General features: G+C 61.4%; 11 protein-coding genes. 7 read left to right on the top strand and 4 right to left on the bottom strand.

Translation table 11 applies throughout. The annotated features are described in order from the left end of the window. The first annotated feature begins 38 nt into the window (after positions 1–38). The 4 genes from ACGYLA_RS08745 (at position 39) to ACGYLA_RS08730 (ending at position 4,346) form a co-directional block, all read left to right on the top strand. Positions 39–905, top strand: coding sequence for a carbohydrate ABC transporter permease (locus ACGYLA_RS08745; protein ID WP_394431912.1), 867 nt, complete (start codon positions 39–41; stop codon positions 903–905). Between the two features lie 12 nt (positions 906–917). Further along, positions 918–1,748 (top strand): carbohydrate ABC transporter permease, encoded by an 831-nt coding sequence (locus tag ACGYLA_RS08740; RefSeq protein WP_136720471.1) that lies wholly within the window; start codon positions 918–920, stop codon positions 1,746–1,748. Between the two features lie 15 nt (positions 1,749–1,763). Continuing rightward, positions 1,764–2,768, top strand: a complete 1,005-nt coding sequence (locus ACGYLA_RS08735) for an ABC transporter ATP-binding protein (RefSeq protein ID WP_394431910.1) — start codon at positions 1,764–1,766, stop codon at positions 2,766–2,768. A gap of 72 nt (positions 2,769–2,840) precedes the next feature. Continuing rightward, positions 2,841–4,346: a mannitol dehydrogenase family protein gene (locus tag ACGYLA_RS08730; protein WP_394431908.1), complete on the top strand. Its 1,506-nt coding sequence runs from the start codon at positions 2,841–2,843 to the stop codon at positions 4,344–4,346. 3 nt (positions 4,347–4,349) lie between these two features. Here ACGYLA_RS08730 and arsJ read toward each other — a convergent pair whose 3' ends face one another. The 3 genes from arsJ to ACGYLA_RS08715 are packed head-to-tail and all read right to left on the bottom strand — an operon-like array spanning position 4,350 to position 7,446. After that, positions 4,350–5,612: an organoarsenical effux MFS transporter ArsJ gene (arsJ, locus tag ACGYLA_RS08725; protein WP_394431906.1), complete on the bottom strand. Its 1,263-nt coding sequence runs from the start codon at positions 5,610–5,612 to the stop codon at positions 4,350–4,352. Next, positions 5,609–6,607 (bottom strand): ArsJ-associated glyceraldehyde-3-phosphate dehydrogenase, encoded by a 999-nt coding sequence (locus ACGYLA_RS08720; protein ID WP_394431904.1) that lies wholly within the window; start codon positions 6,605–6,607, stop codon positions 5,609–5,611. The genes arsJ and ACGYLA_RS08720 overlap by 4 nt, the downstream gene beginning before the upstream one ends. Then, entirely contained in the window at positions 6,604–7,446 is an 843-nt protein-coding gene (locus tag ACGYLA_RS08715) for a helix-turn-helix domain-containing protein (protein ID WP_067264678.1), read from the bottom strand. The genes ACGYLA_RS08720 and ACGYLA_RS08715 overlap by 4 nt, the downstream gene beginning before the upstream one ends. A gap of 599 nt (positions 7,447–8,045) precedes the next feature. On the opposite strand from ACGYLA_RS08715, the gene ACGYLA_RS08710 reads away from it, so the two are divergent. Both ACGYLA_RS08710 and ACGYLA_RS08705 read left to right on the top strand, forming a co-directional pair. Next, positions 8,046–8,786, top strand: a complete 741-nt coding sequence (locus tag ACGYLA_RS08710; protein ID WP_394431902.1) for a LuxR family transcriptional regulator — start codon at positions 8,046–8,048, stop codon at positions 8,784–8,786. 66 nt (positions 8,787–8,852) lie between these two features. Then, on the top strand, positions 8,853–9,560 hold the full coding sequence (locus ACGYLA_RS08705) for an SDR family oxidoreductase (protein ID WP_394431900.1): 708 nt from the start codon (positions 8,853–8,855) through the stop codon (positions 9,558–9,560). 15 nt (positions 9,561–9,575) lie between these two features. Here the strand turns inward: ACGYLA_RS08705 and ACGYLA_RS08700 are convergent, their stop codons facing one another. Further along, the gene (locus ACGYLA_RS08700; protein WP_394431898.1) at positions 9,576–11,381 is read right to left on the bottom strand and encodes a histidine kinase N-terminal 7TM domain-containing protein; all 1,806 of its coding nucleotides are present in this window, start codon (positions 11,379–11,381) and stop codon (positions 9,576–9,578) included. A 420-nt stretch (positions 11,382–11,801) separates the two neighbouring features. Here ACGYLA_RS08700 and ACGYLA_RS08695 point away from each other — a divergent pair. Further along, positions 11,802–12,903: MHYT domain-containing protein (locus tag ACGYLA_RS08695; protein WP_394431896.1), on the top strand; the 1,102-nt coding region annotated here is incomplete at its 3' end.

The raw sequence follows: 12,903 nt of genomic DNA, 5'->3' as shown, positions 1-12,903 counted from the left end.
AAACGCGGCATTCGCCGCCGGCAGAGGAGATGTGCCCGATGGCTACCCAACATTCCCGATCAGCGGCACGCCTGATGATGGCCCCGGCGGTGGTCTTGCTGCTTGGATGGATGCTCATCCCGCTGACCATGACGCTCTACTTCTCTTTCAAGAAATACCTGCCGATGCGCGGCGGTGATCTGGGTTGGGTCGGCTTCGACAACTATGTGCGCTTCGTCACCTCCAGCTCTTTCTGGCCCTCGGTGATGACCACGCTGATCATCGTCGGCGGCGTGCTGGCGATCACGGTCTGCCTTGGCATCCTACTTGCCCTTCTGCTGAACCAGCCGATGTGGGGGCAGGGCTTTGTCCGCATCCTTGTCATCGCGCCCTTCTTCGTCATGCCCACCGTGTCGGCTTTGGTATGGAAGAACATGTTCATGGACCCGAACTATGGCCTGTTCGCGCATCTGTGGGAGTTTTTTGGCGCCACCCCAGTGCAATGGATGAGCCAGGCCTCGCTGTCGTCGATCATCATCATCGTATCCTGGCAATGGCTGCCCTTCGCGACGCTGATCCTGCTCACCGCGATCCAGTCGCTCGACCGCGAGCAGCTTGACGCCGCCGAGATGGACGGCGCCCCCGCCACCAAACGTTTCGCCTATATCACCCTGCCGCATCTGGGCCGCGCGATCACCGTGGTGATCCTGATCCAGACGATCTTTCTCTTGTCGATCTTCGCGGAGATTTTCGTGACCACGGGCGGGGCCTTTGGCACCAAAACACTGACCTATCTCATCTTCCAGCGCGTGCTGGAAAGCCAAAACATCGGCCTCGGATCGGCGGGCGGTGTCTATGCAATCATTCTCGCCAATATCGTCGCCATCTTCCTGATGCGCATCGTCGGCAAGAACCTGGACGCCTGAGGAGGAGACATCATGGCACGCGCAGTCACAAGGCAACGCAAGATCGTCAACACGGCCCTCGCTTGGGGCATCGGTTTCCTGATCTTCTTCCCCATCCTTTGGACCATCCTCACCAGCTTCAAGACCGAAGCACAGGCCATCGCCGATCCGCCGATCTTCCTCGGCTTCGATTGGACGCTGGCGAATTACGAGGCGGTTCTGGAGCGGTCGAACTACGGGCGCTTCCTGTGGAACTCCATCGTCATCGCGGGCGGCTCGACCATCCTTGGCATCATGATCGCGGTGCCTGCCGCATGGTCGATGGCCTTCGTCCCCGGCAAGCGGACCAAGGATATCCTGCTCTGGATGCTTTCGACCAAGATGCTCCCCGCGGTGGGCGTGCTCTACCCGATCTATCTGCTCTGCATCCAGTTTGGCGTGCTCGACAGCAAGATCGCACTGGTCATCATCCTGATGCTTATCAACCTGCCGATCATCGTCTGGATGCTCTACACCTACTTCCGCGAAATCCCCGGTGAGATTTTGGAAGCGGCACGGATGGATGGGGCAAGTCTGCGCGAAGAGGTGCTTTACGTCCTCACGCCTATGGCGGTGCCGGGCATTGCCTCCACCCTGCTGTTGAACTTCATCCTCGCATGGAACGAAGCCTTCTGGACGCTCAACCTCACTGCGGCCAAGGCCGCGCCGCTCACCGCCTTCATCGCGAGCTATTCCAGCCCCGAGGGCCTCTTCTACGCCAAGCTCAGCGCGGCCTCCACCATGGCCATCGCGCCAATCCTCATCCTCGGCTGGTTCAGCCAGAAACAACTCGTCAGCGGCCTGACTTTCGGCGCGGTCAAGTAAGCAAGGGACAGTCACATGGGACAAATCAAACTCAATCAGGTTTCCAAAAGCTTCGGCGATGTGGAAGTCATTCCGCCCCTTGATCTGACCATCGAAGATGGCGAGTTCACGGTCTTTGTCGGCCCCTCGGGCTGCGGTAAATCGACCCTGCTGCGGCTGATCGCCGGGCTGGAGGACATCACCTCGGGCCATATCGAGATCGACGGCACCGATGCGACTAACGTGCCACCCGCGAAACGGGGTCTGGCGATGGTGTTCCAATCCTACGCGCTTTATCCGCATATGTCGGTGCGCAAGAACATCGCCTTTCCGATGAAAATGGCGGGCGTTCCGGCGGAGGAACAGCAGCGTCGGATCGAAGCCGCCGCCAAGGCGCTGAACCTCACCGACTACCTTGACCGGCGTCCGGGACAACTCTCTGGCGGTCAGCGCCAGCGGGTCGCGATTGGCCGTGCCATCGTGCGCGAACCTTCGGCTTTCCTTTTTGACGAGCCGCTGTCGAACCTCGACGCCGCGCTGCGGGTCGGCATGCGTCTTGAGATCAGCGAGTTGCACAAGCGGTTGGCCACGACGATGATCTACGTCACCCACGATCAGGTCGAAGCGATGACCATGGCCGACAAGATTGTCGTGCTGCGGGCGGGCCATATCGAACAGGTCGGCTCCCCGCTTGAGCTTTACTACAAGCCGCGCAACGAATTCGTCGCGGGTTTCATCGGCTCGCCCAAGATGAACCTGATCAAGGGCGCCGAAGCCGAAGCGCGTGGCGCGCCGACCATCGGCATCCGGCCCGAGCATTTCGACGTCTCCACCAGCGAAGGCGCATGGGAGGGCACCATCGGCGTGGCCGAGCATCTGGGCTCCGACACCTTCTTGCACGTCCATGGCGTAGCGGGCTGCGACCCGATGACCGTGCGCGTGGATGGCGAATTGTCGGTCCGACATGGGGACCGGATTTTCCTGACCCCACAGGCGGACAAGCTGCACCGGTTCGACGCGCAGGGCCTTCGGGTCGAGTAATGCAAGCGGCAGGAATGACAGGCCGACCCCCGTACCCTTGCCCCGGTGCGCGGCCCTTTAAGGATGTGGATCATGGATAAACTGGTAGACCTCTCGAACGCGACGCTGGGTGATCTTGACATCGCCCACCCCAGCTATGACCGCAGCGCCCTGACCCCCGGCATCGTGCATATCGGCGTGGGCAATTTCCACCGCGCGCATCAGGCGTGGTATCTGCATCGTTTGATGCAGAGCGGCCAAGCGCATGACTGGGCGATCCTCGGCGCGGGCGTGCGCCCCTATGATGCGGCCATGCGCGAGAAGCTCTTGGCGCAGGACTGTTTGACGACGTTGATCGAACTCGACCCCGCGCAGACCTCGGCCGAGGTTGTGGGGTCGATGATCGACTACCTGCCGATCGAAGAAGGCAACGGTGCCCTGATCCGCGCCATGGCCGATCCGGCCATTCGCATCGTCGGGCTGACGGTCACGGAAAGCGGCTATTACATCGACCCAGTCAGCAAGGGGTTCGACGCGGCCCACGCGGATATCGTCCATGACGCGGCCCATCCCGAAACCCCGCGCACCGCCTTTGGGGCCATCGTCGCGGCCCTGCGGCTGCGCCGCGATGCGGGGCAGGGGCCGTTCACGGGGCTGAGCTGTGACAATCTGCAAGGCAATGGCGATATCCTGCGCCAAGCGGTCGTGTCGCTGGCGCGCATGTCCGACCCGGCGCTGGCCGATTGGATCGAGGCAAACGCCAGTTTCCCCAACTCCATGGTCGATTGCATCGCCCCGGCCACCGGCCCCGCCGAGATCGCACAGGCGCGGGAGTTCGGCGTGAACGACGCGGCCCCCGTCACCCATGAAGCCTTCCGCCAATGGGTGATCGAGGACGACTTCTGCGCGGGCCGCCCGGATTGGGATCAGGTAGGGGCGACCTTCTCGGACGAGGTGCACGCCTATGAGAAGATGAAGATCCGCATCCTCAACGCGGGCCATCAGGTCTTGGCCAATGTCGGTGAGGTGCTGGGGATTGAGACGATTTCCGGCACTATGGCGCATCCGGCGATCCGCGCGATGTTCCACCGCGTGCAGGCCGAAGAGATCACCCAGACGGTCGCCCCGGTGCCCGGCATGACACCGCTGGCCTATCTCGATCTGATCGAACAGCGCTTCTCGAACCCGCGCATCGTCGACACCACCCGCCGCGTCGCCTTTGACGGCTCGGCGCGGCACACCGGTTTCGTGCTGCCGATCCTGCGGGATCAACTGGCGGCGGGGCGTTCAGTCAGTGGTTTGGCCTTGGTCGAAGCGCTTTGGGCGCGGATGTGTGCGGGCACGCGGGAAGATGGCAGCGAAATCGTGGCCAACGATCCGATCTGGGACGAGTTGAAAACCGTGGCGCAGGCCGCGCGGGAACGGCCCGAAGCATGGCTTGAGCAAGAGCGCCTCTACGGTGATCTGGCGCAGGCCGAGGCGTTCCGCGATGCTTTTGTCGCTTGGCTCTCGCTCATCTGGGACGCAGGCGCAGTCGCGGCGATGAGCGCCTATACGCAGGCTGATGAGAACAACGGTCGCGCCAGCAAGGTGGGCTAAGGGTTAACTCTGGTCGGGTTTCAAGAACCCGACCAGCAGCGCCGACAGGGCCACCATGATCGCCGCCGCGCCCAGCATCAGGGGCAAGCCGCCGATCTGATAGCTCAGCCCCGACATCAGCGTGCCCAAGAGCCGCCCGGCGGCATTGGCCATGTAGTAAAACCCCACATCCATCGTCACCCGCTCAGCCTTGGTGAAAGAGAGGATGAGGTAGGAATGCAGCGATGAGTTTACCGCAAAGACCGCGCCAAAGGCCAAGAGGCCGATCACAAGCGTCACGGTGAGCCAGCCCTGCGGCCCGTCGCTGAACAGCGCCGCCAGCGTCAGCGCCGCGGGCACGGCGGCAAGCGACCATGCCCAGCCCTTCGCGGCTGAGATCAGGTCTCCTGCCGGGCGGGATTTCGCGCGGAGCAGGCGTGGGGCGTAGATTTGCACCAACCCGTAGAGGATCACCCAGACCGCCATAAAGGTGCCGATCATGAAAAAGGCCGCGCGGTTGCTTTCCTCCGTGCCGTCCGAAAGGACCGCGTAGAAATAGATCGGGATGCCGACCACGAACCACACATCCCGCGCGCCGAAAAGAAACACCCGCGCCGCGCTGAGCCAGTTCACATTGGCGGATTTAGAGAAGACTTCCGAGAACTTTGCCCCCTTGCGGCCCTTGGGCAGGCCGGGCGGCATGGCGGTCAGCACGGCGAGCAAGATCAGCGCAAGGATCGCGGCCATCCCGAGCACCGCCCAGACAAAGCCAAGCGTCGCCAGCAAAGCCGCGCCGAGCAGAAAGCCCAAGCCCTTGACCATGTTCTTGGAGCCGGTCAGCAGCGCCACCCAGCGAAACAGCCCGCCATCCTCAGCCGGGGCGAGCAGTTTGACAGCGGATTTCGACGACATCTTGGCCAAATCCTTGGCCACGCCGCTGGCACCTTGCACCAGCATGACGAAAACGACCGAGGCGCCAACCGCCCATGTGGGGTCAAGCTGTGCCAGCGCCAGCAGCGCCACGATCTGCAACCCCAGCCCTGCATAGAGCGTGGAGGCCAGCCCGAAGCGCGCCGCGATCCAGCCCGCGCAGAGGTTGGTAATGACGCCCGCGATCTCATACAGCACAAAGAGATAGGCCAGTTGCACCGGCGAAAAGCCCAGCCGGTGGAAATGCAGCAACACCAACATGCGCAACGCGCCATCGGTCAGCATGAAGGCCCAATAGGCCGCCGTGACCGCGATATAGGCCGAAAGCCCCTCGGGGCGGGTCGCGCTCTGGCTCACAGGCTTGCCCCGACCATCAACGCCACATCGACCAGACGGTGGGCATAGCCCATCTCATTGTCGTACCACGCGTAGATTTTCACCTGCGTCCCGTTCACCACCATGGTGGAGGGCGCATCGACGATGCTGGACCGCGTATCATTGGTGTAATCGGTCGAGACCAGCGGGCGCTCCTCATAGCCGAGGATGTTTTTCAACTCTCCTTCGGCGGCGGCTTTGAACAGGGCGTTCACCTCTTCCACGGTCGTCTCCCGCTCCACCTCAAAGACACAGTCGGTCAGCGAGGCGTTCAGCAGCGGCACCCGCACCGCATGGCCGTTCAGCCGGCCTTTAAGCTCGGGGTAGATCAGGGTGATCGCCGTGGCGCTGCCCGTGGTCGTCGGGATCAGGGAGTTCAGGGCCGAACGGGCGCGGCGCAGGTCCTTGGCGGGGCGGTCGACGATGGTTTGTGTGTTGGTCACATCATGGATCGTGGTGATGGAGCCGTGTTTGATCCGCAGCGCCTCATGGATGACCTTCACCACCGGGGCGAGGCAGTTGGTCGTGCAGCTTGCCGCCGTGACGATCCAGTGCCGTGCGGGATCATAGACATCGTCATTGACGCCATAGACGATATTGGCCGCATCACCGTCCTTTACGGGGGCCGAGATCACCACTTTCTTCACCCCCGCTTCGAAATAGGGGGCGAGTTTCGCCTCGGTCTTGAAGACGCCGGTGCAATCGATCACCACATCCACCCCGTCAAGCGGCAGCGCGCTGAGGTCACGCGTGCCGATGAAGGGCAGGCGGGTGCCGTTGATCGTCACGCTGTCGGCGTCATGGGCGAAATCGGCCTGCCAGCGTCCGTGCACCGTGTCAAATTCCAGCAGATGCGCGTGCATTTCCGGGTCGCCCACCGCATCGTTGATCCATGCAATCTCGGCCCCTTGGTCCAGCAGCGGTTTCAGGGCGAGCTTGCCGATACGGCCAAGGCCGTTGATCGCGTAGGTGGTCATGCGGAAGTTCCTTCTTTGTCGGTTTGGCCAGCGTCATCCAGCGCCTTTTGCAGCGAGATGCGGTCGAGCGAGGTAAGCGGCAGGCTGGTAAAGCCCAGCATCCGGTTGCGCAGGGTGCCATAGGCCTGCTGGAAGGCGAGGCTCTTTTCCGCGTCGGAGCCTTCGACCTTGACCGGGTCGGGCAGCCCCCAATGCGCCGTGATCGGCTGGCCCGGCCATGTGGGGCATTCCTCATTGGCGGCCTGATTGCAGACGGTAAAGACGAAGTCGAAGGCCGGCGCATCCGCGGCCTGAAACTCAGAGATATGTTTTGACCTGAGGTGGGTCACGTCATGGCCCTTTTGTTCAAGCACTTCGACGGCGAATGGGTTCAGCTCAGACTGCGGGCGGGTGCCTGCCGAATAGACGTTGAACCGGTCCCCCGCGAGGTCGCGCAGGATGCTTTCGGCAAAGATCGACCGGGCGGAATTGCCGGTGCAGATGAACAGGACGTTGAACTTGTCGTCGGTCATGGGGGCGTTTCCATCTGAAGAGGTGAGGGGGAGGCAAATTTCGGGCCGGCCACGGCAGCAGTCGTTCAGTAGGTAGCCGATGGTGTCCCGGGCGGCCTCGATATCGATCGCATAGCGCAGGGATGTGCCCTGCCGTTCTTGGCTCACCAACCCCGCCTGCATCAGCGCGCCGATATAGGTCGAGAGGGTGTTGGGCTTGAGGCCGAGCGCCTGCGCCAGTTCGGTCGCGGGCACCCTGTCAGGGTAGCGGCGCATGAGCAGCCGAAACAGCGCGAGGCGCTGCGGATGGCCGAGGGTGGCAAGGCGGTTGGGGATCACTTGTTCCATAATTCATGAATTACAGAATTAATAAGCTTTGTGCCAGTGAAGTTTTTGTAACAGCGTCAAATCGCCTGCGCCCGTATCGCCCCTATCCACCGCGATTCATCGAAACCTATAAATATTACCAGCTTTACAGATGCGCCCCGGCGCGCGCAGTCAAGATGCGCCGGAAAGTTAATCAAACTATAACAAATGCTTGAAGATCGACGGCGCGAATCTTGCTATCCGAGTTTGCGGCTGTGCTGAATGGCCGTCAGACATAAGATGCGCGCTCAGGCTGACGCGACCTTTTGACAGGGCCTGCCATTTGGCTCTGTTTCGGTCCCCGCTTTCGGAAGCCGCGCCCCTGTCCGCTGTGTTGGACGACCGTGTTTTTGTAAGGGGCGCATTGGTTTGCGGGCGGGGGCCGCTTTATGCTCTGCACCGCTTCGCGGGCAGGCGGACGTGCCGACCTTTCGTCGGGCGGCTCTTTCGCTTGACCCTTGGTCATCGGGACAAAATTGCAACGTTTTGGCCCGTTTCCCCTATTCCGAGAAATCATTCGACGGCGGGCATGTTCCCTCACTGGTTGAGGTGCCCTAACTGAATGCTCAGTTTTTAATCGCATGAGCTTTGAACGCCGCCCTATGGTGACACCGCTTTCCGACCGCTACCTCCTATTGAAAGAACAGCGCCCCGACATCAAACCCGCCGAGATGTTGCAGGTTTTGGCGCAGGATATGGGGCTGAACAACCTGTCCTATCTGGGGTTTCACAAGACTGGCGCCAGTGGCAGTGATCCGGTCATTCACTCGACCTATGATCCCGCTTGGCTGACACGCTACCAAGAGGAAAGCTACCATCTGATCGACCCGGTGGTCGACAAATCCCTCGAAGGTACCCTGCCGGTGGATTGGAGCGAGCTGCCCAAGGTCGACCGGACCACGCGCAATTTCTTTGGCGAGGCGATGGAGTTCGGCGTGCGACAGAACGGTGTGTCGATCCCCATTCGGGACCACGCACATGGCAAAGCGGTGCTGACGCTGAACTCTGACCTGCGCATTCACGAATGGCGCAAGTACAAGCGCGGGATCATCGCCGATGCGATCTATCTGGGCTGTCTGATCCAAAGCGATATGGTAGCGGATATCGCCCCCGCCGCGCCGGGGCCACGGCTGAGCAACCGTGAAAAGGAAGTGCTGAAATGGGCCGCGGTGGGCAAAACGGCATGGGAGACGGCGCAGATCATGACGGTGGCGGCCAGCACGGTGAACCATCATCTGTATAACGCCTGCGCCAAGCTGGACGTGACCAACAAGACCCATGCGGTGGCCAAGGCGATCCGGGCGCAGATCATCACGATCTGATCGGGCGGGCAGGGCTTGGCGCCGGCTTCGCTGCGCGGTAAGCCGCCCGCAACATAGGAGAGCGATATGGAACTGCGCGACAAACGTATTTTGGTCACCGGCGGCAGCGACGGGATCGGGCGGCACATCTGTCTGAAACTGGCGGAGACGGGCGCGCGGCTGGCCATTCTGGGCCGGGATGAGACACGCCTTCAGGCCGTGGCCGAAGCCTGCCAAGCCGCCGGCGCGGCAGAGGCGGTGGGGCTGACCTGCGATCTGCAAAACCCTTCGGCGATCGACCAGACCGCCGCGCAGGTGGTGGACCGTTTTGGCGGCTTGGACATCCTGATCAACAACGCAGGGATTTGGCACAAGGCAGGCCCGCTCGACACGATCGCGCCCGAAATGCTGCAGGCGACGGTGCAGACCAATTTGACCGGCCTCATGCAGATGACGCAGGCCACGCTGCCCGCGTTACGCGACAATGACGAGGCGATCATCCTCAATGTCGTCTCCAAATCCGGTGTCGTGGCGCAGGCGGGGCAGTCGGTCTATACGGCCACGAAATACGGCGTGCGCGGCTTTACCGAGGTGCTGAAAGCGGATGAGGAGAGCACCGGCGTGCGGGTGGGCGGGCTGTATCAGTCGGGCACCAATACCGGCATGTTCGCCAAGGCCGGAGAGGACGTGCCGAACCATATCTTTACCGAGCCGGATGATCTGGCCGATGTGGTGGTCTTTGTCCTGTCCCGCCCGCCGAAGCTTTGGATTCACGACATCCGTATCGAACTCTAAGCGCGGGCGCGGCGCTCAGTCGGTGCTTTGCAGCGCGCTTGGGGCGGCTTGCGGGGTGGTCTCTGCCCCGGCGCCGATGCCGAATTCGACATGGAAGGTCGATCCGACGCCGACTTCGCTTTCGTAAAACAGATCCCCCGCCATCTGCCGTGCCAGTTGGCGGGAGATATGCAGGCCGAGGCCGGAGCCTTGGGTTGATTTCTGCCCGTCGTCGTCAAGCTGCCCGAAACGGCCAAAGACCTTTTCCTCCATCCCCTCGGGAATGCCGCGCCCATGATCGCGGATCGAGACCCGCACGCGCCCGTTGTTGGTGGTCAGCGTGCCCTCCACCGTGTCCCCCACATTCGAGAATTTCACCGCGTTCGAGATCAGGTTGTCGACCACCTGCCGGATGGCAAAGGCATCGCCCAAGACAACGGCGGGCTGGCCGACGCTGCCGATATCCAGCCGCACGCCGCGCTCATGGGCATACATGCGGTTTTCTTCGATGCTTTCGCGCAGCAGGGCGGGAAGATCGACGGGCAGCCATTCAAGCGACAGCGCCTGCACCTCAAGTTTCTGCACCAGCAGGATATTGTCGACCAGCCGCGACAGGCGCACCCCATTGCGGTGGGCAATGTCGAGCGAGGAGCGCAGCGGGCCTTTGATCTCGCCCAGCTTGCCGCTGAGGGCCAGAGCCAAGCCGCCTTTCAGAGAGGTCAGCGGCGTGCGCAGCTCATGGCTGACGACCGAGATGAATTCATCTTTGGCACGGTTCGCCTCATCCGCCTCTCTCAGCGCCCGCTCTAGGGCCGTGGTGGTGGCGATCCGCTCGGTGACATCGACGAAAGTAACGCTCCAGCCGATGGCGGGGCCAGCGGGGGCGAGGGGGTTTTCGATGGGTTGAACGCGCGGCTCATACAGCCGTTCGCTACAGGTGATATGGGCCGAGCCGTTCTGCGCCATTTGTGCTTCGATCCCCGCGATCAGATCGTGGCTCAATGTTGGATCGGACAGAAGCCCGCTGCGCTTGGCCGCGGCGTTCGAGCGGATGACGTGGCGCCGCGCGTCCAAAAGGATCAGCGGTTCGCTCATCGTGTCAAACAGGGTCGATTGCCCGACCGAGGGCATGTCCATCGTCTTGTTCGTGACCAGCAACCACGAAAAGGCGAAGATGCCCAAGGTGAACATGAAGGCGGTCGGATCAAGGCCGACGACAGTAAAACCAAGCAGCGCATAGGCCGCGTTCGCACCCAATGGGATCAGCGTGATCACCACCAGCATCGTCAGCAGCGGCCAAGCGGCCCGTTTCGCGCGAAAGAACGCCCGGCCCAGCCAGATGAGCGTCGCCATCACAAAGCAATAGAGCACGGCAAGAACGAGGAAATACCCCGGCCCATGTTCAAAGGTGATCTGATCGTCGCCCGGCTGAAGTGCGGTTTCGGTGGTATAGATCAGGTGGTGCCAATCGTTCGTCGCGGCAAGGCCGAAGGCCGCAAGCGGCACGGCAATCAGGGCCAGAAGGCTCACCCACCCGCGCGACCGGCTGGAGGGGCCGACATATTCGAAGATAAAGAAAGACCACGCCACCGGCACCAGCCCATGCCCCAGCCACGCAAGCTGCGCCTGTTGCATCTGGCAGGCGTAGGCGGGCGTTGCAGCTTCGGCCCCGACCATCATCAGGGTCCAGATCATCCCCAAAAAGGTGAGCGCATAGTAAATTTTGCCATGGAACTCTTGGAACTTGAGCGTCCAGAAGGCGACAGCCGCGGCGATCGTACTAACGGCGAGCACGGTCCAATAGACCGGGTCCAGCATCAGCCCTTGAAAACACGTTAGCATGGCGGAAGTACCTATGATCAAAAATGAATGTGCGCAGACCAGCATTAAAATGCGGCGCAAGTTTGGCGCTGTAGTGGCGTATTATGGCCAGCAAGTGCAACCCTTGGATGTGATTTGGGGCCGCAAGTACCGTTGATCATGCGTGCAAGGCGGCCCGGTTGCCTCTGCGAAAGGGGGGGGCGAAGGGCGCTGAGAACAGGGTTCGCGGTACAGTCGAAGGCAGCAGCGCGTAGCGGCATTTCGCCGGATGCTTGTTCAAAGACGGTATGGGGGCATCCGGCGCAATCAGGTCCCGCCCGCGGTTTTGCCAGAGGGAATTACCGCCAAAAAGAACGCACTCGAACACTGTTTCGACGCAATCCTTGCGCAACACTTGCCTCATTATCTTGAGGTTTAATAATGCTGACAGTGGCTCATTCTATGCACTCTGACCATGATATGATGCTGGTCTTGCTTGCCGCGCTCTTGTGCGTATTCGGCAGCTGGGTAATCGCAAACCTTTACCGGCATGCGCTCAAACAGAAGCCGCGGCAGGCGTTACTTTGGTATTTCCTGACCGCCGTGACCTCGGGCATCGCCATCTGGTGCACGCATTTCATCGCTATGTTGGCCTATCAGCCTGACGCGCCGGTAAGCTTTGATTTCGGGCTAACCTTCGTGTCGCTGTTGATCGCGATTATCGGCTCTACGGTCGGCATTTTGATCGCGGGGATGTTCCGCAGGCGGGTCACCACCGTGATTGGCGGGGTGATCTTGGGGCTATCGATCTCGGCCATGCATTACACCGGGATGGTCGCCTATCGGATCGAGGGGGTCATCTTTTGGGACAAGACCTATCTCGTCGCATCGGTCCTGCTGGCCATGGTGCTATCGACCGTGGCTCTGTTCTTTGGTGCGCAAAACGGGAAATACGCCACGGGCAAGATGACGGGCAGCTTTGCGCTGGCGATCATCGGGCTGCATTTCACCGGCATGGCCGCCTTTCATGTGACGCCGACCTGTTTGACCGGCCATAGCAACCCGGATGAGTTCAGGTTGCTGGCGATGGTCATCGCGGGAACGGCTGCGATGATCGTGATGGGTGGGCTGTTCACCTATTTCATCGAAAACCGCACCCGGATGGAGAATATCGTCGAGCTGCGCCAAGCGCGGGATGAGGCCCGCGATGCCAGCCGCGCCAAGTCGGAGTTCATGAGTGTGCTGAGCCATGAACTGCGCACGCCGCTGACCATCATCAACGGCTATGCCAGCTTCCTGACCAACCTCAAAGGCCATACCATGGCCAAGCTGAAGCCGAACGAGCCGATCTCAAAGGTGCATTTCGATGAGTTGGGCGACCAGACAGAGCGCTACGGCGGGCGTATCAAATCCGCGGGCGACCATCTGTTGACCATTATCAACGAACTTCTCGACTATACGAGCATTGAATTGAATTCCGTGAAGCTCAACAGATGGAGTGGTTGCCGCCCTCCCCAGACGGCATCGCAATGTGCCAAGGTCGTGGTGTTGAAAGCCACACAAA

This window comes from Sulfitobacter sp. 1A13679, assembly GCF_043557115.1.
Taxonomy (GTDB): domain Bacteria; phylum Pseudomonadota; class Alphaproteobacteria; order Rhodobacterales; family Rhodobacteraceae; genus Sulfitobacter; species Sulfitobacter faviae.
The sequence above is the reverse complement of the archived record's forward strand: the minus strand, read 5'-3'. Positions and strand labels throughout refer to the sequence as shown.